Here is a 24,260-nt window from a genome sequence, read left to right as displayed (position 1 = left end):
ATAAGAAAATCCACAACTTATTAATTAGTTGTGGATTTTACCTTTAAATCATCTTATTTTCCTAATATATTTTTAATTATTTCTTTCATTTCTTCACATTTACAATTAGCAAAGAAATATTCTTTGAATTTTTCTCCGCCTATAGCACCTTTTAATAGATCTTGATCTATATCTTTTAAAATTGTCGCCATATCTTTATATGTTACTTTTTTAACTTCATCTAATATCTTTTTATTTCTTTGTTCTGGAACAACTCTTTCTTTTGGATATCCCTTACCACTTTCGCCTTGGAATAATCTTGTGAATATGTCTTCCAAATTTAATTCTGCTCCCCATCCAAATCCCTTAGCAAAAGGCATTGCTATAGCATTTCCATCATTAACTTGTGCAAACAGATATGCATCTGTTGGATCTTGTACATGACCACATATCACTCCTGGGAATGAATTGCATGCTAGCATTGCTCCTTCTCCAGTACCACATCCAGTAATTATATAATCAGCTGCTCCTGAGTTTAAAAGAATAGCTGCTAAAATACCATTTTGAACATATGTTAATTGCGCCTCATCATCTGCGCTGTACATTCCATAATTAAATACCTCATGGCCTTTTGGCTGTACTACTTTTTTTAATGTTTCATATATGATTTTATTTTTTCCTGCTTGGCTATTTTCGTTAATTAAAGCAATTTTCATTTATATTCCTCCTATTATGGATAGTGCGAGCACTATCTTATTCTGGTTGTTTTCCAAGAGTAGCGAGTATTCCACCATCTACATATAACACATGGCCATTTACAAAATCTGATGCATCAGATGCTAAAAAGACTGCAGGTCCTACTAAATCTTCTGTTGTTCCCCAACGTGCAGCAGGAGTTTTTCCTATAATAAAATTATTAAATGGATGTCCCTGGGTTCTTAGTGGTGCAGTTTGAGGTGTTGCTATATATCCTGGTCCAATTCCATTACATTGAATGTTGTATTCACCATATTCAGCTGCAATGTTTTTAGTTAACATCTTAAGTCCACCTTTTGCAGCTGCATAAGCTGAAACGGTTTCACGTCCTAGTTCACTCATCATTGAACATATATTTATTATTTTACCATGTCCCTTTTTAATCATTGCAGGTATTACAGCTTTAGATACTATAAATGGTGCGTTTAGATCTACATCTATAACCTTTCTAAAATCTGCCGCTTTCATATCAATCATTGCTACACGCTTAATTATTCCTGCATTATTTACAAGGATATCAATTACTCCAACTTCTTTTTCAATCTTTTTAACTAATTCATTTACCATCTCTTCATCTGTAACATCGCATACATATCCAAAAGCTTTTATGCCTTCTTCTGAATAAGCTTTTATTCCCTTGTTCACAAGTTCTTGATTTATGTCATTAAATACTATTGTTGCTCCAGCCTCACTATAAGACTTTGCAATAGCAAATCCAATACCATATGATGCACCTGTAACTAATGCAACTTTACCTTCTAATGAAAATTTCTTAATTATATCCATGAAATATTCCTCCTCGAATTTATAATATTTATATATATTAAAGAAATATATATTATTTATACGTTTCTTTAAAATTTTCAATTATTTTAACGTACCATCAATACCTTACAATGTAGATTCATTCCAATTTACAATGCACTCTAATACTTGTTGACCATTTTCATCATTTTTACTTTCAATTTGGTCAATTAAAATGCTTGCCGCTTGTTGTCCTTCTTTAAAAGCAGGTTGCAAAATAGTTGTTATGCTCGGCGTTGCAAAATTAGTCCACTCAGTGTTATCAAATCCCATAAGACCTAACTTAGGCATTAAAAAATAATAATCTTTTAGTGCAATAAACACCATAGGTAAAGCCCAACAGTTAGGAACAAAAATTAATTGTTTTTCTTTTTCATTAATATGCTTAACAAGAAAATCCAGTATCTTTTTAGGATTATTTTCATCATTATCTTCAACAATTAACTTTTCATAAGCTAAATCATGATCTAATAAAGCATCAATATAACCAGAAGTTCTTTCCTTGCGAGTACTTAGTAAACTTGGATCAGCCGTGATTAAAATAAATTTTTTATATCCTTTACTTATACAAACAACAGTAGCTTCATAAGTAGCATCATAATTATTTGTTTTTACCCATTTCGTCTTATAATCGTTTACATTGCTATCAAAGAAAACCATTGGTTTTTTTGCTTTTTTAGGAATTTCCTTAAATTGAATTGTAGGTTGTACAATGAACCCATCAACACCCATAACTAACATTCTATCCATAAGGTTTTCTTCCCTAGAATAATCATAATTACTATTTGCTACAATAAGTTGATAACCTTTTTTACTTGCTATATCTTCAATTCCTTTAACAATTTGGTTTGAAAATGTATTGGTAATATCCCCAATCATTATTCCGAGCAGCTTAGAACTTTTTGAATTTAGACTTCTAGCAGCAATACTAGGTTTATAATTTGTTTCTTTAATTACCTCTGCTATTTTTTGTCTTGTTTTCTCAGACATTTTCTCAGTTTTACCATTTAAATAAAAAGAGACTGTCGTTTTAGAAGTACATGCTAAATTTGCAATTTCTCTAATCGTAATCTTACCTGAATGCGTCATATTTAACCCCATATTTAAATGATTTGTATTCCTATACCTTATATTAACATAAAAAAACAATTTAGTAAACTAGTTTACTAAATTGTTTTATTTATTTAGATTTCCCCATCTACTAGCTGTTTAAAATTTATGCTTTCTAGTTCTGCATTTAAATTTTTTTGTACTTTTGTCATGGCTCTATGCACAATGCATACACCACTTATATTCAAATTACAAAAACTTGGTTCAATTACACACCTATTAACACATATTGGACCATCTATTGCTTCAATAACATCTCTTAAGTTTATTTCCTCTGGCAATTTATTTATAGCATATCCTCCTTTTACTCCCCTATAAGATTTTATGATATCTGCTTGTATTAGCTTTCTTAAAAGCTTTAAGAGAAATCTTAGTGGTATCCTCTCTTTTTCTGAAATTACTTTTGATTCTACCTTTTCGCCATAACCTAATTTACATAAATAAATTACTACCCTAAGACCATAATCTGCTTCTTGTGTTATTTTCATAATATATCTCCCTAAGTATACTCATTCGGTATACTTTATACTTTAAGATACTTACTGTATTTTGTCAACAAAAAAGTAATATTTACTTAATTTTACCATAAAAATGGACCTACTCACAAATTTTATCCATGAGCAGGTCCCAAATTCATATTTTTCTGAAATTACTTCATTGACTCAATGATACTTTCAGCAATTGCATCCATTGAATCCACATCGTCTTCTTTCATACTAGAGTTTAATGAGATTTCATTATCTAAAATAGTTATTTCTTTCATATCACCCAAAAGTTCACGCATCAGCTTACCCGATTGAGGAGCCCACGAACCATTTTCTATAAGAGTAAAATTGCGTTTTTGAACATTTAATGCTTTCATATCCATTATATAAGCAAGCATTGGTGGATATATCTTAAGATTGTATGTTACAGAGGCAAGAACCACATTACTATATTTGAATGTCTCAGAAATCAAATATGAGACATGAGTTTTAGAAACATCGTACATAACAACATTTGTCATTCCCTTTTCCACAAGCCTTGTTGCTAGGTCACTCGCAGCAGCCTCAGTATTGCCGTACATTGTTCCATAAACAATCATTACACCTTTTTCCTCAGGTTCATACCTGCTCCACTTGTCGTACTTACCTAAAAAATATCCCAAATCATTACGCCATACCGGTCCATGTAGTGGACAGATAATCTTGATGTCGATAGTGCCAGCCTTCCTTAAAAGGTCCTGAACATGAGGGCCATACTTGCCTACAATGTTTGTATAATACCTTCTGGCATCATCAATCCAATCGCGGTCAAAGTTAACTTCGTCATTAAACAACTGACCATCTAAGGAGCCGAAAGAACCGAAAGCATCAGCTGAAAATAATACACCATTTGTAGTATCAAATGTCACCATAGCTTCTGGCCAATGTACCATTGGAGCAGCCACAAATGTAACTATATGTTTACCAAAAGACATTGTATCGCCTTCATTAACTTCTATTACATTTTCATCGATATGGAAACCGAACTGATGCATGAACAAGAAAGCTTTATGGTTGCATACAATCTTTACATTCGGATAACGAAGAATAATCTCCTCAATGCACGCTGCATGATCGGGCTCCATATGGTTAATTACCAAATAATCTAAAGGTTTGCCTTTTAAAACTGATTGAATATTTTCAATAAATTGACGGCAAATTGACCAGTCAACTGTATCAAAAAGTACTGTCTTCTTATCTATTAGTAGATAAGAATTATAGGAAACACCTCTTGGAATAGGATGAATGTTTTCAAAAAGGGCAAGACGACGGTCGCTTCCACCAACCCAATAAAGATCCTCAGTTATATTTCTAACACAATACATATATATAATCCTCCTTTACACTAAAAACATATTATTATATTTAATTATTATAAAAATTAAACCTCTATAAACATATCTTTTTCTTCACCGCAAGAAGGGCAAGTCCATTCGTTTGGTATATTTTCAAAAAGAGTGCCCGGAGTTACTTCACCTTCATCATCACCTACGCCAGGATCATATTCATAACCGCATCCATTACATACATAATGTTTCCAAGTTGGAATAACTTCCCTCGGAGCTGCTGACTTCATCTTCACCATTGGTGGAGCATCTTTCTTTGCTTCTCCATTATCTAAAGCAGCAGTTAGAAGCGGTAATATTTCCATTATATCTCCGACAATACCATAATCTGAATTTTTGAAAATTTTAGCTTTAGAATCAATATTTATAGCAACAATTGTACTAGCATCCTTTATACCTTTTAAATGCTGACCTGCACCTGAAATACCGCAAGCAATATAAAGATTTCCTTTGAATTTTTGACCAGACATACCCACATAACGATTTAATGGTAAATATTTAAGTGTTTCAGCTACTGGACGGGAAGATCCTATTGCTGCACCTGCTTGAACTGCCAAGTCTTCTATAAGCTTCATATTTTTCTTTTCACCAATACCTAGACCTACACTGACTACTCTTTCAGCCTTAGTAATAGGAGTGTCCATTGGAATTCCAACTGTAAAATCATATTTATCTGCCTTAAGAGCTTCCACAAGTGCATTTACTTTTTCACTCGCAGTTCCGTCGCTAAAAATTATTTTTTTACGATAACCTGTAGCAGGTCCTCGCTTAGTCGCTTTACCTGTGTTCTCATTTTTGGGCATCTTACCTATGATGTGGGCAGCGATAACGACACGATGAATCTCATTAGTTCCTTCATATATTGTACAAATCTTAGCATCCCTGTAAGACCTTTCAACTTCCATACCTTTTAAATAACCGCTTCCACCAAATATTTGAAGTGCATCATTAACAATCTCAAGACAAACGTCGGAAGTGTATTGTTTCGCCATAGCAGCTTCCATACTGTAGTTTTCATGATTTTCTTTAAGCTCTGCTGCACTGTAAATAAGTAATCTAGCCGCGCGAAGCTTTGTTGCCATATCTGCCAATTTAAAAGCGATAATCTGTTGCTGACAGATAGGTTTGCCAAATTGAACCCTTTCTTTTGAGTACTCAAGAGCATTCTCATAAGCGCCTTGTGCAATTCCTAGAGCCTGAGCCGCAATGCCAATACGCCCACCATCCAAAGTTGCCATAGCTATCTTGAAACCCTCACCCTCTTTGCCTAATAGATTTCCCCTCGGAACTTTCACGTCGCTGAAAATCAGTTCAGCAGTTACAGATGATCTAATACCCATTTTATCGTAATGCTTACCGAAACTAAAACCTTCTGTGTCCTTCTCCACAATAAATGCACTTATGCCTCGAATACCTATATCCGGCGTAGTGACTGCAAAAACAACGTAAATATCAGCCTTACCTGCATTTGTGATGAATATTTTTTCACCATTTAAAATGTAATTATCGCCATCAAGTACTGCAGTGGTCTCCGTACCACCAGCATCACTACCGGCATTTTCCTCTGTGAGACCGAATGCGCCAAGTTTTTCTCCCTTTGCTAGTGGAACCAAGTACTTTTGTTTTTGCTCCTCTGTTCCATAAGCTGAAATTGGGTAAGAACCTAGTGATGTATGAGCTGATAAAATTACGCCTGTCCCACCATCAACTCTTGATAATTCCTCAACGGCAATTGCGTAGCTTATTATGTCAAGACCTGCTCCACCGTACTCTTTGGGATATGGTATTCCCATCATTCCCATATCCGCTAGCTTATTAATAGCCTCATCCGGAAATTTATTTTCCTGATCTAACATAAATGCAATAGGTTTAACTTCCTCCTGGGCAAATTCTCTAATTTTAATCCTCAAATTTTCATGTTGCTGCTTAGTCTTAAAAAGCATATATAATACCTCCCTTTAATTAATCTGTTTAATAAATGTAAATTCGTAAACGTCTTCTTTAAAGTGTACCTTAATTGTATAGTTTTATTGTATACCTATCAAATACACATTACAACCCTAATTCCAACCTTTTTTTCGTCACGCTTCCCCATAAAAACGCGAAGCTTGTTATAATACTATATTCTCTGATCTCAAATTTTATACCTTTAGAAATGAATATTTAAAATAATTAAAGCATATGTGGTACCCCTTTCGTTTATTATACAAAAAAGAACCTATATTAATAGATTTTTTTTAAGTATCTATCATATAGGTTCCATCTCATCGCTGTCGTTATTTTGTTTTCCGTTTGCAATATACATAATAACTGTTAGATATTCCAGTGTTTTATATTAACGTTTACTATTCCTCCTTCTGCATAAAAAAATATATTTTTGCTCTCCTTCTTAGGGTAAATTCTAGATGAAAAAGTTTCTTCACCTTTATTTATGAATATTTCAACAGATGACTTATCCATGAATAAACGAATGCTTAATTTTTTACACTTCTCTATTTTGCACTTTCTCACACCCGTTTTACTTAATCCACTTTTACATCTGTCCAATATTATTTTTTCCTCTTCTGTATTATAATATAACAATGTTTTCTCATTTTCCTTGTCATCACATCTAAGTTTAATCCCAAACTCCAAGACATTTTCCCATGAAAAATCACAAATTAGTTCAAAACAGTCTCCATAAATATTATCCAATTTAATCTGTTCATTATTTATTAATACATTATCATACCTAGTTTCATTAGTTCTAAGTAATTTTATTTCTTCTACTGGAATTTGATAGATTTTATTATTTTCAAGATGAAGTTCTCTAACAATTGTTAGACAGTGAAGCCAATTATTCTTTACCGTAGGGCTATCTTCTTCCTCTGGAATACCCATCCAACCAACCAAGAGTAACCGTCCTTTTTCATCTCGCGAAACTTGAGGAGCATAAAATTCAAAACCTCTATCCAACTCAATAAAATCACCATAGGCTAATTTTGCCGTTTTATAATCTAATTTACCTAACAAATATCCACATTGGTATCTATTATTATATAAATCACCCTTAGGCTCTACCCCCTGAGGACAAAAAAGTAATATATCTTTTCCATATAAGTTAAATAAATTTGGACATTCCCACATATAGCCTAAATAATTCAATCCATTTGTATTTGCACCAGCAACTTCTCCAATTTTATTCCAAGCTAGTAAGTCCTGTGAACTATATAAAAGTACTACTCCTTCTTCTTTCTCTGTTTGGGTTCCAATTACCATATACCATAGCCCATTATATTTCCAAACTTTAGGATCTCTGAAATGCGTTGTATAACCAGTAGGCACATTGCTTATAACAGGGTTGTTTTTATATTTAACAAAGTGTTCGCAATCAATGCTTTGTGCAATACACTGATAGGTTTCTCTTTTCCCTAGTTTGTTTTTTACATTTCCTGTATAAATCAAAGTTAACTTGCCATTATTATTTACAGCTGAGCCAGAATAACATCCATGAGTTTCATACCACTCACTTGGACAAAGTGCAGGCGATAACATAGTCCAATGAATTAAATCCGAACTTTTTACATGAGCCCAATAAACCATTTTATCTTTAGGATATAAAGGATTAAACTGATAAAATAGATGATATTCACCATTAAACTGAATAAATCCATTAGGATCATTCAAAAAGCCTACACTTGGCATTAAATGATATTTTAATCTATAGTAATCATTATTTCCATTCATAATATCACAACCATTTCAAATTTTATTTTTTCTATTTCAAAACTTGAGAGAGAGAATGATCTCCTCTCTTTTTTAGTTAATTCCAACTCGCATTAATTCTTCCCCTTGTTTAATCTTACCAGACTTTAACTGATTAACAAACTTCATAGAATCAGAATTTGTAATGACAAGTAATACAATAGGTGATTTAGCTTTTTCCTTAACTAAATCCAAATCAAATTCCATTAGTTTTTGTCCCTTCTTAATTGTATCTCCAGAATTAATAAATGACTTAAAACCCTCTCCATTCATTTTGACTGTATCAATTCCTATATGAATTAGTATTTCCATTCCATCACTAGTTTTAATTGCTATTGCATGCTTTGTTTCAAACAAACATACTACAGTTCCGTCTACTGGTGAAACTACTATTCCATCTTCTGGATCTACTCCTATTCCTTTTCCCAATAATTCATCAGAAAAAGTTTTGTCCGGAACATCTTTAAGTAATATAACATTTCCATTTACAGGTGATACTAAATTTGAAACAGTATTTGCTTTTTCTTCATTACAAAGTAAAATATCTTCATTATTTTCATCATTATTATCTTTATCTATTTCTTCTTCTTTTTCTTTTATTCCAAGGACAGAAGTAACTACAAAAGCTGTTGCAAAAGCTATAACCATACCTATTATATAATTCAAAATAGATGATGGCGGTACAATCGTTGTACCTGGTATTCCACTTACACCCATGCCAGTCATTACTACTTTAGTAAATACTACATAGCCACCACCTATAGCACCACCTATAGCTGCCGCAATAAATGGCCTCCTATATCTCAAATTTACTCCGAAAATTGCTGGTTCAGTTATACCAAGCACCGCTGACAATGATGCTGGACCAGCTATTGACTTCATTTTGGCATTTTTCGTGATAAAGTATACTGCAAAAGCAGCTCCACCTTGTGCAACATTTGCCATTGACCATATTGGTAATAAAAAATCCCTATGAATACTTGGGTTAGCAAGTAACCCTGCCTCAACAGCTTGGAAACTTTGATGTATCCCGGTAATAACTATAAATGAATAAAATCCTCCAAATAATATACCAGCAAAAACACCTGCTGTATTGTATATCGTTACTAAACCAACTGATAGTCCATCTCCTAGAAATCTCCCTACTGGTCCTATTATAAAAAATGTGAAAAACCCTGTAATCAATATTGTTAAGAATGGTGTTAGTAAAATATCTAATATATCTGGAACTATTTTTCTTAAGCTTCTTTCTATATATCCCATAACCCAAACAGCAATTAATATTGGAAGCACTTGTCCTTGATAACCAACCATACTTACATGAAGTCCATAAAAATCCATTGAATTTTTAATTCCATTTCCTAATGTCCAAGCATTCTGAAGATCTGGATGTATCATTATGCCTGCTAATGTTGCCGCTAGAAAAGGATTAGTTCCAAATTGTTTAGCCGCACTAAATGCAATTAAAACAGGCAAAAACACAAAAGCGGCACTTGAAAACATATTTAATAATATATATATTCCACTTTTAGAATCAATTAAATGGAAATTTTGAAGCATTCCTAAAATCCCCATTAAAAGCCCACTAGCAACTATTGCTGGTATTATTGGAAGAAAAATACTTGATAACATTCTTGCAAATCTCTCAAAAGGATTCATATTTTTCATTGCAGCTTTTTTATTATCGCTTAAACTCGACTCTCCTATTTTAGTTCCTTCAATAAAGGCGTTATATACTTTATTTACTGTTCCTTGACCAATAATAATTTGTAATTGACCCCCACTATTAAATACACCTTTAACAGCTTCCATTTTCTCAATTTTTTTAATATTTGCCTTTTGGTCATCATTTAGAACCAATCTCAATCTTGTAGCACAATGTGCAGCACTTGCTACATTGTTTTCTCCACCTAAATACATTAAAATTTCCTTAGCTATTTTGTTGTAATCCATTTTTACCCTCCTATATTTTTATCTGCACAAAATAATTATTATATTATTTTGTGTCCATTAAGTAGCTGTGGCTAATTTAAATAAAAAAACCTAAATTGAATTAATACAACTAGTGTATAATTTTCAACTTAGGTTTTGCCTGCATAACCAGTAACAATCCTGATATTAACTTTTTAATAAATGTATAAGTTTATAATTCTTTTGAAGATATCTTATACCTTATACTAGAAATAACTCGCTGAATATGAAGACTCAAATAAACTATTTCTCCATCATTAATTGTGTAATAATAATTTTTTTCAATAAATATTTTTATCTTTAATGCACAAGTATATGGTTTATGATAATTTATTTCTACCATCTTCAGAAATTCATTACTATCTTCTGGTAACCTATTATTTGAAATTACCCTTTGTGAAAAATACTTCAAGTGCGTAACAAGTCTATCATAAGAAATATCGTTTTCATCAAATTCTATGTTGAAAAAGTATTTTATTATGTTTAATATTTCTTGAACTATTGAAATAATGTTTATTGTATTATCCATGCTTTGGTTAAGTGCAGCATCTACTAAATGCAGAGCAATATAACCCGCTTCATCTAAATCCATTTTAATACCTATTTCATCTTCAATACAATCCAGTGCCCATAAACCAACTTCGTATTCTTTTTTATGTATCCTTTGTATTTCCCAAAGCAACTGATTTTTTAAACTAATACCTTCTTTGTATCTTTTGATGGCAAAATCAATATGATCTGTTAATGCAATATAAATATGATCATCAAATTGTGTATTTAATTTTTCTTTCCCATAGCTTATAATAGTCTCAGATAATTTTATATGCTCCATCGGGATTTCATTTATCAATTTTAAAAATTTCTCATTCTCAATTTTATTTTCCAAAATAAACACTTTTTCAATTTTCAAAACATCGACCATATCTCCATTTCTCTTTTGGAAAGCAATTCCTCTACCCATAATTACCTTTTCACGCTTAGATTTCTCATCTATAGCCGTAACTACATTATTATTCAATATCCTTTTTATAATAATAGTATTCACCCCAATGCCACTATAATTATTAGATTTTTTTCAAATATAAAGTTAAAATTTTTACACTAATATACAATTAAATTTACAGTATTATTATATGCTCACAAGGCAAGCATTTTTAATCAAAATAAAAACCCAAAATAAGACAAAGTTTACACTCATCTCAAATTAGGTTTTGCCTGCTAATCAGTAACAATCCTGTTATTTAATTTATATTTATGATAACATTTTCATTATTGTATGTCAATACATTTTTTATACAATATAATAAAAAAATAACACTAAAAAAACCGCCATCATTATTAGTTTGATGACGATTTTTTCCTCTGTTTACATGCTAGCTTTTTATTAATCTATTGTTTCTTCAGGTTGTTTTCATGACATGAGCTATCCGATGAACAGCCTGAACAACCACAACCACAGCTACTTTCTCCACTTTTAGCTTTTTTAAACTGTTTTACCAATACTAAAGCAACTAATCCAAATATAATCATAGCTAATACAATTGTAATTATCATAAAAATCCTCCTTTTTAATATAGGTAGGTATGCTTAAATTAAACTTCTTCGCCTAATCCCGGTCTAAATTTACCATTCACTTGTTTTGCGTTAGAACTCCTTCCGGTAGCCAAAACTACTGTAATTACAAAAGCAACAATTAACACAGAGATTACAGCTCCAAATAAACTTCCTGTACCAAATATAAAACCTCCAACTTGATTGATGAGAAGTGCCACCAAATACGCTGTTAATGTTTGAAATCCTAAAGTAATCCATGTCCATTTCCATGAACCCATTTCACGACGCATTGTCCCAATTGCTGCAAAACATGGTGCACACAATAAGTTGAATGCCATAAATGCAAAGGCACCTGAAGCTGTAAATAATGCTGCTACATTACTAGTAAGTGCAGCATTATCTTCTGCAGCATCTGCTATACCATATAGAACACCAAAGGTACCAACAACATTTTCTTTAGCTATAAGCCCAGTGACAGTAGCTACAGCAGACTGCCAATTTCCAAACCCAAGTGGTTTAAATATTGGAGCAATAATATTGCCTAAACTTGCCAAAATACTATCTCCTGCATCCACCATATGTAGTGACCAATTAAATGATTGTAAAAACCATATGGTTACACAAGCAGCAAAAATAATTGTACCAGCTTTAATAATGAAGGCTTTTGCTCTTTCCCACATATGTATTAAAACACCTTTTAAGCCCGGGATACGATATTGTGGAAGTTCCATAACGAATGGTGATGGATCTCCAGAAAACAATCTAGTTTTCTTTAATATAACACCACAAACAATAACCATTATTATTCCTAAGAAGTATGCAGATGGCGCAACCCAAGAGGCCCCACCGAAAAGTGCACCTGCAATTAATGCAATGATTGGCAGTTTAGCACTACAAGGAATAAATGTAGTTAACATAATTGTCATCTTTCTATCTCTATCATTTTCCATAGTACGAGTTGCCATAATACCTGGCACTCCACAACCTGAACTAATTAACATTGGTATAAACGCTTTTCCTGAAAGTCCAAACCTACGAAAAACCCTATCCATAATAAATGCAACACGAGCCATGTATCCACAATCCTCAAGAATTGATAATAAAAAGAATAAGACCATAATCTGTGGTACAAACCCTAAAACTGAACCTACACCCCCAATAATTCCATCTACAATTAATCCTTGTAACCAATCTGCTACATTTGCGTTTGCTAGCCAGGTTGTAACATTACCTTGAATGATTCCTCCAAATAACGTGTCATTAGTCCAATCTGTTACTATTGTTCCAACAGTACTTACTGCAATATAATATACACCAAACATAATTGCTGCAAAAATCGGGAGTGCTAATAAACGACTTGTAACAATTTTATCAATTTTATCTGATGTTGTTGCTTTTCCCTTATTATTTTTTTTAATTGTTTTTGAGACCACATCGCTAATAAATACATATCGGTCACTAGTAATAATGCTCTCACTATCATCATCAAATTCATCTTCATATTTTTTTATTATTGTTTCTATTTCATTTAATATATCCTTTGAAATATTTAACTTCTCAAGAACATTCTTGTCACGTTCGAAAAGTTTAATTGAAAGCCAACGTGTTTCAATTCCTTCATGTGAAATTTTGATAATTACTTTTTCTATTTCCCTCAGAGCTTCTTTAACCTCTACTGAAAATTGCATCTCAAAACATACTTTCTTTTTTGCCTTCGCAATTCCTATTGCCTTTTGTGCTGCCTCTTTTATGCCGTTGCCTTTTAACGCTGAAGTTTCAACCACTGGGCATCCAAAAGTTTTTGATAATTTATCAACGTCTATCTTATCACCGTTTTTCTCTATAATATCCATCATATTAAGTGCTATTACGGTTGGAATTCCGAGTTCTAAAATTTGAGTTGTTAAATACAAATTTCTCTCGATATTAGATGCATCTACTATATTAATAATTGCATCTGGTTTATCATCTAACATAAAGTTTCGAGTTACAACTTCCTCAAGTGTATATGGTGATAATGAATAAATCCCTGGTAAATCAACGATCTCCACATCTTTATTTCCTTTTAATTTACCACCTTTTTTTTCTACTGTAACCCCAGGCCAATTACCAACATATTGTGATGATCCTGTAAGTTCATTAAACATAGTTGTCTTTCCGCAGTTTGGATTGCCGGCAAGACCTATTCTAATTGACATTTTCATTCCCCCCTTATTTCTACTATTCTACTACTATCATTTCTGCATCAACTTTACGAAGTGATAATTCATATCCTCGAACGGTTATTTCTAATGGATCTCCAAGTGGTGCTACCTTACGCACATATATTTCACAGCCTCTTGTAATTCCCATATCCATAATACGTCTGCGAATAGCTCCCTCACCCTCAACCTTTTTAACCTTAACGGTTTGTCCTACCCGAATCTCTCTTAATGTACTCATTATTATACCTCCTAGACTATTATTCGACTTGCCATACCTCTATCAAGGGCAATTCTGCTACCTTTAACATTAAGAATCAAGTTCCCTCCTAGTTCAGATACAACAGTGACAGTTTCACCTATAACAAAGCCTAGACTACTTAAAAACCTTCTAGTTTTGTCATTTCCAGTAATCTTCTTAATACTCATTTCATTTCCAGTAGCTGCTAATATTATTGGCATAATAATTCCCCCTTAAATCTTAGGATATTTTAATGTAAAATAATCATCTCTGTCATTTTGAGGATATTGATAAACAGCCTCGTTTGATAAACGTTCTTATTTGCTTTACTTCTCTATTATAGCATACCGTAATAATAATGAAAGTGATTTTCATTATTATTTAGAATTTTTTTACACATATAGTTTTATATCTGTATTCCTCTGGAGTAACTGCTAAAATTCTTAAACTTCACGAACCATAACTTTTTGTGCCATACTTCGGCCTATTACTAATCGAATCTCTCCTGTTTTTATAATTAAAGGACCAGAGTCATTTTTTATAACTTTAATTATGGACCCTTCACTCATGCCCATCATCATAATTTTCTTGCACATACTATCGCATCCTTGTACGCTAATAATTTCTACAAGCTTACCAGCTTCAATAAAGTTCAAAAGTATATCCATAATTTCACCCTCCATTATAATCTTCCATACCAAAAGTACACTTAAATTCTATAGACTCTGACATTAAACTAATAAACGTTTTCAACATTCTCCAATTTGGAGTTTGATTTTACATCCTTTTCAAAGCACCAACTTTTTCTAGCATTAATTATTTGATTATTAATATAATATAAACCTAAATTGCGATTTTTTTATTATCCGTAAGCTCCTTAGCACACTCCTGTATTTTCTTTTCCATGTGTATCCATGAACGTTTAGAAAATGCAATCTTCACATCTGATCTTCTTGATTCTTCCTTTACTATCTTTGTTAATTGGTGACCTACGAAATCTACTAAAACCATTACTAGATCTATATGCCCAGGTATTTTAAAGTTTTTAGCATCTTTTTTTCTACCGGTTATATGTTCTATGTCCTTAAATCCATTCTGCTTTAATTTTTCTGTGATATTACCAAGATTATCTCCACCTATTACTAATATACTCATACTTTAATCCCCTTTTGTATATATTTTGATTATAATATTCATTTTTATTAAAATATTAAATTTACTTTTCTATTTACTTTTCTATTTAGTTACACTAGCTAAACCTAAAAGTACACCTATTAAACTACCTTAAATTCAATTAATATTAAAATTCATTTTCAATTGATATTATATATCAATTACGTTATAATTAATATGTCATTTGACATACTGTTCATAATATAAGGAGTGATTGTATTGATAAATATGCTTTTTTCTTCTAAACTATTTGAAAATATTAGGTTAACAAAAAAAACTATGAACTACCTAGAAGACTATATAATCTCATGTGAAATAAAAGATGAGAAGCAATTTTTATACAATGAACTTCTAGATAATAGAATTATACTTATCCTAGATGGATCTTTCTCTTTAAATTTAACTCTATCCAGTGGATCCAAAACTCCATTAAAGATTTATACAAAAAAAGATGTAATAATAAAAAATGAACTTTCATCTATAAATTATAACAGTATATTTATATGTACAAAAAAAGTAAAATATATATCTATAAGAGAAGACGCCATAAGAGAACTCCTTCCAAACGACCCTTCGCTACTTTGTAACTATCTTAATATAAAAGAGGAACTAATTTGCCATTTGCTTAATAAAATAGAGCTCTCACTAGAGAAAAATAACCTCGTTAAAATATGTAAATATATTTTATTTGAAACTTCTAATCTGTGTAATAACACTATATCTCTTCTATATACAATGGAAACACTATCTGATGTATTAGGAATGAGTAACTCTACTCTTTACAGAAAAGTTAATTATTTAAAAAGACATGGCATAATAAGCTTAAATAATAAGACTATAAAGGTTTTAGATATGGATAAGCTCCAAGCTCTTATGACAGCTATTTAATTTAGTACGCTGTTGTATTTTACTCAATAAGCGACTTTAAAGCCTCATAATTATCATAGATATAGGTTACCAGCTTCTTAGCTCATCTACTACCGGATCAACTCTGGCATGAAACAGTCCTACTTTATTATGAAACCGGGTATAGATAGATCCTGTGCTGGTACCTGCAGCCAGTGCTATCGTGCGCAATGATGCATCCTTGAATCTCTTCATAGATGAAGTTGTCTGGTTAAAAGCTTTAATTACCTGCAACCCTCTTATATATTCCACCACAGTTTCATTCATTTCTTCACTGCCCTTAGTGAATACCTGATAGATTCTCATAGCCTCTTTACCCATCATCATTTTTGTTACTATTCCCGCAATTACAAATGAAATTAATGAAGCCAATGCCATTCGGTAATCCTTTATAAATAAATATATCAGTATCAAAATTGGTGCAACCAAATTTGATGTAAGTTCTGGAATCATATGCGCTAAAGGAAGTTCTAATGCTTCTACATCATCCACAATTAGCTTCTTATATTCTCCCTGCAATTTTTCTGCAACAGTTCCCATAGAGCATTTAGAAATCTTGTCTACGATTCTATCTCTGATGTTTTTCATAATCTCAAAGCTTGATTTATGTGATATTATCGTTGCTGTTGTATAAAGTAACTGCTGTAGTAAATATGCTATCATTGCAAATGCTCCCCATAACACACTTGCCTTTACGTCCATGCCTCCTACCCCATTTGTCCCCGCATCTATTACTTCTAGTACAAGTTTTGCGACAAAAACAAATGACTATTGTATATACTATGTTCATATAAATTAAAATAAAAATAGGAGGATTAAATATGCCACAGATTTTTGATGATGTTACAAGAAAACAAATAAGAATAAACATGTTAGATAATGGTTATGAACTAATCAAGAAAAATGGATACAAAAAAACCTCCGTTGAAGAAATTGCAAAATCCTGCTCTCTTGCCAAAGGCACCTTTTACAATTTTTTTACAGAATATTTTCTAAATGAAAATAACGACGAAAAAACCTCTACATGGATTCTAAGCCATGTAGAAGTTAAACAAAACAACTGCAATTGGAAGGTTTTTGCCAACTATTTGAAAGCTCTTGCCATCGTAAATTCTAAAAATGATTTATTACATCAAGATGTCCTTAATATCACGATGGATTGTTTGATTTCAGATATTTTAGATTATGTGTATGAAAGTTAATATGAATAAAAACTATTAATGCATGCTGTTGCCTCATCTAGTATAATAATAGTTGCATCTTTTAATGCACAAAATAAGAACCAAGTGGTAAGGTTAGAAAAAGTGTACATGGAATTAAAACACTATAACCTGCCATCCATGTGCCAGCAAAAGTTCAAGGCTGTCAATATCATCCACAAACATTTTTTGAGCATTCCCACACCCTTGCTCTGAACCACTCCAAGGGGTTGTTTCTCTAATTTCTCCTGCAAGCAAACACGTAAATTCATAATATTCATTAATTAACCATTAATTGATAAAATTATGCTTTATTAATTTCTATTGTATGAAATTTTAGATCTTTATATTTACCGAACTTTTCTTTAACAGTTGATAAATTTTCATCTGTGTAAAATCCACCTTGTGTATGGTAAATTTCTTCTAAATGGTGTTGTCTCCCTTCAATAGTAGTACGATCACGACTTAAACCATCTTTAGCTATAACAAATTTCCATTTACCAGTTTCTGTTTTTTCTAAGTCTCCACCAGCACCACAAACTTGACATTCAATTGGGAATTGTAACCCATCCCATTGAGCTTCCCCTAAAATCAATGCATTAGAATGACAATTTGGACACCAACCCATATTTTCATCCCCTAACCACACTCTTTTTTCTGCTTTGGTATTTAATGATTTCATAACATTGTTACCAATTTCTTCGGCACGTTTAATCATATCATCATGTAATAAACATTGTTTTGGAGCTGGCACACGAGTAGCCAAATACATATCAATAATTTTAAAATCATTTGTAAAACAAGTTGCCTGCATAGCTTCTAATGCCATCGACTGCCAAGAACGAGTAGATCCTCCAACAGCAATTAAAGCACCAACTCTATCTTTATGCTCAATTTCACCAATTGATTCTAAAAATGCAGATTCATAACTTAAATTTCTATGCATAAATTTTAAAAATGTTGCAGTTGGCATTAAATCATATGTAGGTGCTGAGAAAATAACAGCATCTTGATTTAACATAACTTCCATAATTGCTTTTTTATCATCTTTTTTATCTAAGCTGCACCCAACGTTTTTACCAATAGTCATACCATTTGTACATGCTGTACATCCTGTACAATCCATAATGTTGTAATTCCTTAGATTAATCATTGTGATTTCCGCCCCTTGTTGCGCGCAAGCTAAAAGTGCCTCCTTTAATAAAATTTCAGAATTTGAATCTTTTCTACCAGATGTAACGCCCATTACTTTAAAAGTCATAATAAAATCTCCTCTTTATATATCATATATATTACTATATTATTGTTAATACGTGTTTTTTTTGTTACACTAACGAGTGAACATTTATAATATTAACATAAATTAATACACCATTCATCAGAAATAATTATGAAATTGCCATACTTTAATAGTATGATTTTAGAAATTTTTCTAATCTACAAGAGGAGGTAATTTTTTGGCTAAACTTAAAACATTATTAAATTTTCTTGAAAATAAACCAAACATTAAAATTTGGGGAACACATAATCCGGATACTATTATTGATGAAGTATTCTTTTTGCAAGCTAATATGGAATTTTCTCCAAATGCTTTGTATTTGACAACAAAAAACCATAAATCTTTATTAATTAATAAAGACAATATTTTATTTATCGTAAATAAAGCAAGTGAAGACATTCATATTTTACAGATTGAGACTAAAAATAGTATAGAAGAAATTTATAGATTAATTTGTGGATTTATGTTTACAGAATATAAACTATTTGCTAAAAAGTTGAATATCTATAATAGCTTATCTGCTTGTAATGATATTAATAAAACTTTAAATATATGTGAAAGCTATTTAAATAACCCTATTTTTATTTTAGATACTAGTTATCGTATTCTTGGTCGTTCCACTTTTGCTAATTCTATTACATCTAGTATAGAAACTTACAATGATCAAACTTATCTGTTAATTGATACTGTTAATCTTATGAAAAAAAATAAATGTATAGATAATATTTATAGTTCTAGTACATCTTTTTTTCACGCTTCTGATAAAAGTCTTATCTTTTGTGGTATTCGTATTAATAATATTACTGTAGCGTACATATGTATTTTACAAGAAAATCGAGAATTTCTTGAAGAAGATTTAGAACTAACCAACACTTTGGCACAAACTCTTTCTATACAAATGCAAAAAGATAACTTGTTTATAAATAGTTCAGGACTCGAAGAAGAATATTATTTAATGGATTTATTAAAAAATTCAATTAATAATCTAAACTATATAGAAGAACGACTAAAAAATATAGATTTTAAATTAAATAAAAATATATTACTAATTGTTATACCTTTTCGCCAAACATATCAAGATTACCGTCATAATTTTGGATTAAAGCAGTTAATTGTTACTACTAAAAATATATTTGGGAATTGTATTCCTGCTTATTATGAAGATAGTATCATTCTCATGGTAAGTAAAGAAGATGATGAGGTATTTTCTGAAAACACAAAAACAAGGTTTATAGATTTTTTAAAGCTCAATAATTTAAAAGCAGGGGTTAGTTTGACATTTCAAAACATACTTAAAACAAAGGAGTTTTATAAACAAGCTACTTATGCTTTAAAATTACCAGAGAACTTAAAAATTGATGGTTTCTTATTTTATTTCAAAGACTATATAGAATATTATCTATTTCATATATTGCAAAGCAATGATAATATTATTGAAAAGATTGAACTACACACATTGATTCATCCATTGATTAACAAGCTTATAGGGATCGATAAAAACAATAATTCAGTATTATTACAAACATTAATAGTTTATTTAGAAAGTAATAGGAATGCAAAATTGACCTCAGAAAAACTAAATATACATTGTAGTACATTTTTTTACCGTTACCATAAGATAGAAGAATTATTGAAAATTTCACTAAGCAACAGTGATATTTTGTTTAAATTCGAATTATCATTAAAAATTCTAAGATACCAAAAATAAGAACTGTATTGAATATTTCAATACGGTTCTTATTTTTGGCATGAATAAAACCACCGATTATTATTAAATCGGTGGTCTAATAGTAAATATTTCACTCAAGTTCAAAGGCGCCAGTATAGAGCTGATAATACTTTCCTTTCTCTGATATTAACTTTTCATGGTTACCACATTCAATAATTCGGCCTTCATCAAGTACCATAATTTCATCAGCATTTTTCACTGTAGAAAGCCTATGAGCAATTACAAATACCGTACGACCTTGCATAAGTGAATCCATACCTCTTTGTACAATCGCCTCTGTACGCGTATCGATGCTAGAAGTGGCTTCATCAAGAATCATAACTGGAGGGTTAGCAACAGCAGCTCTTGCAATGGACAATAGTTGTCTTTGACCTTGTGATAACCCAGATCCGTCTCCTGATAAAATAGTATCATAACCCTTTGGCATCATGGAAATAAACCCATCAGCATTTGCAAGCCTTGCAGCTGCATAAATTTCTTCATCCGTAGCATCAAGCTTGCCATATTTGATATTTTCCATAATGGTTCCAGTAAATAAATTTGTATCTTGAAGCACAACTCCAAGGGAACGACGCAAATCACTTTTTCTAATTTTGTTAATGTTGATATCATCATATCGGATTTTACCATCTTGAATATCATAGAAACGATTAATCAAATTAGTTATGGTGGTTTTTCCCGCACCAGTAGCACCAACAAACGCTAACTTTTCACCAGAATGTGCATCAAGGCTTACATTATGCAATACAGTTTTTTCTTCATTATAACCGAAATCCACATCAAAAAATTGCACATCTCCTGTTAATTTAGTGTAGGTAACAGTACTATCTTCATGAGGGTGCTTCCAAGCCCATATTCCTGTACGATTTTCAGTTTCACATAAAATATCGCCCTCATATTTAGCATTTACTAGTGTTACATAACCTTCATCCTCTTCGGATTCTTCATCCATCAATTCAAAAATACGTTGTGCACCCGCCAGTGCCATAATAACAGCGTTGAGTTGTTGAGAGATTTGACCAATAGGCATGCTGAAGGTTTTACTAAGCTGTAAGAATGAGGCAATAGCCCCTAGGGTTAACCCACCAATTCCACTTAGTGCTAAAACTCCTCCAACAATGGCAACCAAGACATAAAGAAGATTACCTAAATTCGACATAATAGGCATAAGTATATTTGCATAATTATTTGCTTTTGTAGCATTATTACAAAGTTCCTCGTTTAGAAGATCGAACTGTTCTTTTGAATCTTCCTCATGGCAGAACACCTTAACCACATTTTGTCCATTAATCATTTCCTCGATAAATCCATTTGTTTTACCCATAGAACTTTGCTGTTTAATAAAAAATTCAGAACTCCTCCCAGTAATTTTCCCAGTAATAAATAGCATAACTACCACCATTATAATTACAAGCGCAGTTAAATGCCAACTGACATAAATCATGGCCAAAAATACGCTTACAATAGTAATTGCAGAAGAAAACATCTGTGGGATACTTTGAGATAACATCTGCCTTAAGGTATCTATATCATTAGTATAGCGACTCATAATGTCACCATGTGAATGAGTATCAAAATATTTTATAGACAGAGTTTGCATATGAGAATACATTTCATCTCTAATTTTCTTTTGTACCCCTTGGCCTATGGTTACCATTAATCTGTTATAGAGAAATGTCGACACAACACCAATACAATAAATACCAGCCATCACAAGTATAGCTTTTAGAAGTCCAGAGAATACAGGATTTGAAACTTTAAGTAACGGAGTAATGTAATCATCAATCACTATTTGAAGAAAAAGTGACCCCCCCACCCCTGCAAGAGCACTAAACAATATACATATGATAACAATTATAAAGTGTATTTTATAAGTACTTGTAACATATGAAAATAATCTTTTCATGGTTTTTCCATTCGATTTAGGCTTGGACTTATTATTATTCATTTGTCTCTACCCCTTTCATCTGTGAAGTATAGACTTCTTGATAGATTTTATTGGTTTTTAAAAGTTCATCATGAGTCCCTATGGCATCTATTCTACCAGCATCCATTATAATTATCTTATCGGCATCCTCCACCGAGGAGATACGCTGAGCTATAATAAGTTTTGTGGTACTAGGAATTTCCTCTTTGAATGCAATTCGGATTAGAGCATCCGTTTTCGTGTCTATAGCACTAGTAGAATCATCTAGAATTAATATTTTAGGTTTCTTTAGCAGTGCACGTGCAATACAAATCCTTTGCTTTTGCCCTCCAGAAACATTGGAACCTCCCTGTTCAATGTAAGTGTCATATTTATGTGGAAATTTCGCAATAAAATCATCCGCTTGTGCTAACTTGCACACTCTTATGAGTTCGTCATCCGAAGCATCTTTATTTCCCCACCTAAGGTTCTCTTTGATTGTTCCTGAAAAAAGTACATTTTTTTGTAGAACCATGGCAACTTCATCACGTAAGGCTTGTATATCATATTTACGCACATCTACCCCACCTACTAAAATATTTCCACTTGATACGTCATAAAGTCTAGGAATTAGTTGAACAAAAGTAGTTTTTGCACTTCCAGTACCACCAATGATACCAATGGTTTCACCAGCCTTGATAGAGATATCAATTTTTTTAAGGCAAAGTTTGTTTTTGTCATCAGTGTAACTAAAATCTACATTTTCAAAATTCACACAGCCATTAGGCACTTCATAAATCGGCTGCTCTGGGTTATGCAACCCACTTTTTTCATCTAGAACCTCTACAATTCTTTCTGCCGAAGCACGAGAAATTGTAATCATGACAAAAACCATTGAAAGCATCATCAAACTCATTAAAATTTGTGCAGCGTAAGCCAATAAACTCATTAATTGACCTATGGTCATAGTTGAACCTACAATCATCTTTGCACCAAACCAAGATATTAGGAGAATACATGTATACATGGTAAATTGCATGAGTGGACTGTTAAAAGCTAATAATTTTTCTGCTTTTGAAAAATCACTATAGATTTTTGTAGATACCTCTCCAAATTTGCTTTTTTCATGTTCTTCACGAACATAAGATTTTACAACTCTAATACCACTTATGTTTTCTTGTACAACATTGTTTAGATGGTCGTAGGTACGGAATACTTTCTCGAAAATAGGATGGGCGTTGGTAATAATTAAGTAAAGCCCAAATCCTAAAAATGGGATAGCTACAAGAAATACTAAAGCTAATTTTGCATTAAGGTTAAATGCCATAATCAAAGAAAAAATAAGCATTAATGGACTTCGTACTAAAATACGAATAATCATCTGGTAGGAGTTTTGAACATTAGTCACATCTGTAGTTAACCTAGTTACTAGGCTTGCACTTGAAAATTTTTCAATATCCGAGAATGAAAAACTCTGTATATTGTAATACATTTCTCGCCGTACATTCTTTGCATATCCTGCAGATGCTTTGGCTGCATATCTTCCTGATTGCATACCGAAAAAAAGTGAAAATATAGTACACATCACTAGTACAATACCCATTTTACTGATGTAACCTAAATTCCCTTTTGAGATTCCGTTATCAATAATTTGTGCCATTAAGAAAGGTACTATAACCTCCATAATAACCTCAAATGTTACAAAAACGGGCGCAAGGATGGTGTCTTTTTTATACTCACCTACGCATTTTGCAAGTCGTTTAATCATAATTTGGTAACCTCCATACATTAATATTTGTCAATAGCCATACAGTTAGGTAACTAACAACACAGCAAAA

Annotated in this window: 23 protein-coding genes; 3 read left to right on the top strand and 20 right to left on the bottom strand. The window is 31.9% G+C overall.

Features of this window, described 5'->3' with window-relative positions; genetic code table 11:
* Nucleotides 1-53: 53 nt before the first annotated feature.
* From A7L45_RS02275 to A7L45_RS02195, 15 genes are all read right to left on the bottom strand, one after another.
* On the bottom strand, nucleotides 54-695 hold the full coding sequence (locus tag A7L45_RS02275) for an RpiB/LacA/LacB family sugar-phosphate isomerase (protein ID WP_071611265.1): 642 nt from the start codon (nucleotides 693-695) through the stop codon (nucleotides 54-56).
* A 37-nt stretch (nucleotides 696-732) separates the two neighbouring features.
* Nucleotides 733-1,521, bottom strand: coding sequence for a gluconate 5-dehydrogenase (locus A7L45_RS02270; protein ID WP_071611264.1), 789 nt, complete (start codon nucleotides 1,519-1,521; stop codon nucleotides 733-735).
* A gap of 105 nt (nucleotides 1,522-1,626) precedes the next feature.
* A complete protein-coding gene (locus tag A7L45_RS02265) occupies nucleotides 1,627-2,628 on the bottom strand; it encodes a LacI family DNA-binding transcriptional regulator (RefSeq protein WP_071611263.1) in 1,002 nt (333 codons plus the stop codon).
* 95 nt (nucleotides 2,629-2,723) lie between these two features.
* The gene (locus A7L45_RS02260) at nucleotides 2,724-3,137 is read right to left on the bottom strand and encodes an RrF2 family transcriptional regulator (protein ID WP_071611262.1); all 414 of its coding nucleotides are present in this window, start codon (nucleotides 3,135-3,137) and stop codon (nucleotides 2,724-2,726) included.
* A gap of 161 nt (nucleotides 3,138-3,298) precedes the next feature.
* Entirely contained in the window at nucleotides 3,299-4,498 is a 1,200-nt protein-coding gene (locus A7L45_RS02255; protein ID WP_071611261.1) for an FprA family A-type flavoprotein, read from the bottom strand.
* 56 nt (nucleotides 4,499-4,554) lie between these two features.
* A complete protein-coding gene (locus tag A7L45_RS22430) occupies nucleotides 4,555-6,462 on the bottom strand; it encodes an acyl-CoA dehydrogenase family protein (protein WP_076605247.1) in 1,908 nt (635 codons plus the stop codon).
* 370 nt (nucleotides 6,463-6,832) lie between these two features.
* Nucleotides 6,833-8,245, bottom strand: coding sequence for a glycoside hydrolase family 32 protein (locus A7L45_RS02235; protein WP_084647321.1), 1,413 nt, complete (start codon nucleotides 8,243-8,245; stop codon nucleotides 6,833-6,835).
* Nucleotides 8,246-8,317: 72 nt separating this feature from the next.
* Nucleotides 8,318-10,216 (bottom strand): sucrose-specific PTS transporter subunit IIBC, encoded by a 1,899-nt coding sequence (locus A7L45_RS02230; protein ID WP_071611260.1) that lies wholly within the window; start codon nucleotides 10,214-10,216, stop codon nucleotides 8,318-8,320.
* 190 nt (nucleotides 10,217-10,406) lie between these two features.
* Nucleotides 10,407-11,252, bottom strand: a complete 846-nt coding sequence (gene licT, locus A7L45_RS02225) for a BglG family transcription antiterminator LicT (protein WP_207715020.1) — start codon at nucleotides 11,250-11,252, stop codon at nucleotides 10,407-10,409.
* Nucleotides 11,253-11,623: 371 nt separating this feature from the next.
* Nucleotides 11,624-11,788 (bottom strand): FeoB-associated Cys-rich membrane protein, encoded by a 165-nt coding sequence (locus tag A7L45_RS02220; protein WP_071611259.1) that lies wholly within the window; start codon nucleotides 11,786-11,788, stop codon nucleotides 11,624-11,626.
* Between the two features lie 38 nt (nucleotides 11,789-11,826).
* Nucleotides 11,827-13,986 (bottom strand): ferrous iron transport protein B, encoded by a 2,160-nt coding sequence (gene feoB / locus A7L45_RS02215; protein WP_071611258.1) that lies wholly within the window; start codon nucleotides 13,984-13,986, stop codon nucleotides 11,827-11,829.
* Between the two features lie 22 nt (nucleotides 13,987-14,008).
* Nucleotides 14,009-14,230: a FeoA family protein gene (locus tag A7L45_RS02210; RefSeq protein WP_071611257.1), complete on the bottom strand. Its 222-nt coding sequence runs from the start codon at nucleotides 14,228-14,230 to the stop codon at nucleotides 14,009-14,011.
* Between the two features lie 11 nt (nucleotides 14,231-14,241).
* Nucleotides 14,242-14,451: a FeoA family protein gene (locus A7L45_RS02205; RefSeq protein WP_071611256.1), complete on the bottom strand. Its 210-nt coding sequence runs from the start codon at nucleotides 14,449-14,451 to the stop codon at nucleotides 14,242-14,244.
* A 222-nt stretch (nucleotides 14,452-14,673) separates the two neighbouring features.
* Nucleotides 14,674-14,898 carry a FeoA family protein gene (locus A7L45_RS02200; RefSeq protein WP_084647320.1) on the bottom strand — a complete coding sequence of 75 codons (225 nt, stop codon included), beginning with the start codon at nucleotides 14,896-14,898 and terminating at the stop codon, nucleotides 14,674-14,676.
* A 175-nt stretch (nucleotides 14,899-15,073) separates the two neighbouring features.
* Nucleotides 15,074-15,385, bottom strand: coding sequence for a DUF2325 domain-containing protein (locus tag A7L45_RS02195; protein WP_071611254.1), 312 nt, complete (start codon nucleotides 15,383-15,385; stop codon nucleotides 15,074-15,076).
* A gap of 246 nt (nucleotides 15,386-15,631) precedes the next feature.
* Here A7L45_RS02195 and A7L45_RS02190 point away from each other — a divergent pair, with 246 nt between their 5' ends.
* Nucleotides 15,632-16,291 carry a Crp/Fnr family transcriptional regulator gene (locus A7L45_RS02190; RefSeq protein WP_224617021.1) on the top strand — a complete coding sequence of 220 codons (660 nt, stop codon included), beginning with the start codon at nucleotides 15,632-15,634 and terminating at the stop codon, nucleotides 16,289-16,291.
* 66 nt (nucleotides 16,292-16,357) lie between these two features.
* Here the strand turns inward: A7L45_RS02190 and A7L45_RS02185 are convergent, their stop codons facing one another.
* Nucleotides 16,358-17,011, bottom strand: coding sequence for an ABC transporter transmembrane domain-containing protein (locus tag A7L45_RS02185; protein WP_071611252.1), 654 nt, complete (start codon nucleotides 17,009-17,011; stop codon nucleotides 16,358-16,360).
* Between the two features lie 119 nt (nucleotides 17,012-17,130).
* On the opposite strand from A7L45_RS02185, the gene A7L45_RS02180 reads away from it, so the two are divergent.
* Nucleotides 17,131-17,511: a TetR/AcrR family transcriptional regulator gene (locus tag A7L45_RS02180; RefSeq protein WP_071611251.1), complete on the top strand. Its 381-nt coding sequence runs from the start codon at nucleotides 17,131-17,133 to the stop codon at nucleotides 17,509-17,511.
* Nucleotides 17,512-17,625: 114 nt separating this feature from the next.
* Here the strand turns inward: A7L45_RS02180 and A7L45_RS23040 are convergent, their stop codons facing one another.
* Nucleotides 17,626-17,766 carry a hypothetical protein gene (locus tag A7L45_RS23040; RefSeq protein ID WP_169829544.1) on the bottom strand — a complete coding sequence of 47 codons (141 nt, stop codon included), beginning with the start codon at nucleotides 17,764-17,766 and terminating at the stop codon, nucleotides 17,626-17,628.
* Between the two features lie 46 nt (nucleotides 17,767-17,812).
* Nucleotides 17,813-18,769, bottom strand: a complete 957-nt coding sequence (locus A7L45_RS02175) for a flavodoxin family protein (RefSeq protein WP_071611250.1) — start codon at nucleotides 18,767-18,769, stop codon at nucleotides 17,813-17,815.
* Nucleotides 18,770-18,965: 196 nt separating this feature from the next.
* Between A7L45_RS02175 and A7L45_RS02170 the strand changes: the two genes are divergently transcribed.
* The gene (locus tag A7L45_RS02170; protein WP_224616805.1) at nucleotides 18,966-20,495 is read left to right on the top strand and encodes a PucR family transcriptional regulator; all 1,530 of its coding nucleotides are present in this window, start codon (nucleotides 18,966-18,968) and stop codon (nucleotides 20,493-20,495) included.
* Between the two features lie 91 nt (nucleotides 20,496-20,586).
* On the opposite strand, the gene A7L45_RS02165 is transcribed toward A7L45_RS02170, so the two are convergent.
* The gene (locus A7L45_RS02165) at nucleotides 20,587-22,464 is read right to left on the bottom strand and encodes an ABC transporter ATP-binding protein (protein ID WP_071611249.1); all 1,878 of its coding nucleotides are present in this window, start codon (nucleotides 22,462-22,464) and stop codon (nucleotides 20,587-20,589) included.
* A complete protein-coding gene (locus A7L45_RS02160) occupies nucleotides 22,457-24,190 on the bottom strand; it encodes an ABC transporter ATP-binding protein (RefSeq protein ID WP_071611248.1) in 1,734 nt (577 codons plus the stop codon). The genes A7L45_RS02165 and A7L45_RS02160 overlap by 8 nt, the downstream gene beginning before the upstream one ends.
* Between the last annotated feature and the right edge of the window lie 70 nt (nucleotides 24,191-24,260).

Source organism: Clostridium estertheticum subsp. estertheticum (assembly GCF_001877035.1).
In the GTDB taxonomy this organism is placed as follows: Bacteria; Bacillota; Clostridia; order Clostridiales; family Clostridiaceae; genus Clostridium_AD; species Clostridium_AD estertheticum.
This window is presented reverse-complemented; position numbering and strand designations above follow the sequence as displayed.

Excerpts from the sequence above, each read along its gene's own strand:
- A7L45_RS02220 (WP_071611259.1), bottom strand. The coding sequence starts at position 11,788 with ATGATAATTACAATTGTATTAGCTATGATTATATTTGGATTAGTTGCT.
- A7L45_RS02205 (WP_071611256.1), bottom strand. The coding sequence starts at position 14,451 with ATGCCAATAATATTAGCAGCTACTGGAAATGAAATGAGTATTAAGAAG.
- A7L45_RS02160 (WP_071611248.1), bottom strand. The coding sequence starts at position 24,190 with ATGATTAAACGACTTGCAAAATGCGTAGGTGAGTATAAAAAAGACACC.
- A7L45_RS02260 (WP_071611262.1), bottom strand. The coding sequence starts at position 3,137 with ATGAAAATAACACAAGAAGCAGATTATGGTCTTAGGGTAGTAATTTAT.
- A7L45_RS02185 (WP_071611252.1), bottom strand. The coding sequence starts at position 17,011 with ATGGACGTAAAGGCAAGTGTGTTATGGGGAGCATTTGCAATGATAGCA.
- A7L45_RS02270 (WP_071611264.1), bottom strand. The coding sequence starts at position 1,521 with ATGGATATAATTAAGAAATTTTCATTAGAAGGTAAAGTTGCATTAGTT.
- A7L45_RS02200 (WP_084647320.1), bottom strand. The coding sequence starts at position 14,898 with ATGGATATACTTTTGAACTTTATTGAAGCTGGTAAGCTTGTAGAAATT.
- A7L45_RS02180 (WP_071611251.1), top strand. The coding sequence starts at position 17,131 with ATGCCACAGATTTTTGATGATGTTACAAGAAAACAAATAAGAATAAAC.
- feoB (WP_071611258.1), bottom strand. The coding sequence starts at position 13,986 with ATGTCAATTAGAATAGGTCTTGCCGGCAATCCAAACTGCGGAAAGACA.
- A7L45_RS02210 (WP_071611257.1), bottom strand. The coding sequence starts at position 14,230 with ATGAGTACATTAAGAGAGATTCGGGTAGGACAAACCGTTAAGGTTAAA.
- A7L45_RS02175 (WP_071611250.1), bottom strand. The coding sequence starts at position 18,769 with ATGACTTTTAAAGTAATGGGCGTTACATCTGGTAGAAAAGATTCAAAT.
- A7L45_RS02235 (WP_084647321.1), bottom strand. The coding sequence starts at position 8,245 with ATGAATGGAAATAATGATTACTATAGATTAAAATATCATTTAATGCCA.
- A7L45_RS02255 (WP_071611261.1), bottom strand. The coding sequence starts at position 4,498 with ATGTATTGTGTTAGAAATATAACTGAGGATCTTTATTGGGTTGGTGGA.
- A7L45_RS02275 (WP_071611265.1), bottom strand. The coding sequence starts at position 695 with ATGAAAATTGCTTTAATTAACGAAAATAGCCAAGCAGGAAAAAATAAA.
- A7L45_RS02265 (WP_071611263.1), bottom strand. The coding sequence starts at position 2,628 with ATGACGCATTCAGGTAAGATTACGATTAGAGAAATTGCAAATTTAGCA.
- A7L45_RS22430 (WP_076605247.1), bottom strand. The coding sequence starts at position 6,462 with ATGCTTTTTAAGACTAAGCAGCAACATGAAAATTTGAGGATTAAAATT.
- A7L45_RS02165 (WP_071611249.1), bottom strand. The coding sequence starts at position 22,464 with ATGAATAATAATAAGTCCAAGCCTAAATCGAATGGAAAAACCATGAAA.
- A7L45_RS02190 (WP_224617021.1), top strand. The coding sequence starts at position 15,632 with ATGCTTTTTTCTTCTAAACTATTTGAAAATATTAGGTTAACAAAAAAA.
- A7L45_RS02195 (WP_071611254.1), bottom strand. The coding sequence starts at position 15,385 with ATGAGTATATTAGTAATAGGTGGAGATAATCTTGGTAATATCACAGAA.
- A7L45_RS02230 (WP_071611260.1), bottom strand. The coding sequence starts at position 10,216 with ATGGATTACAACAAAATAGCTAAGGAAATTTTAATGTATTTAGGTGGA.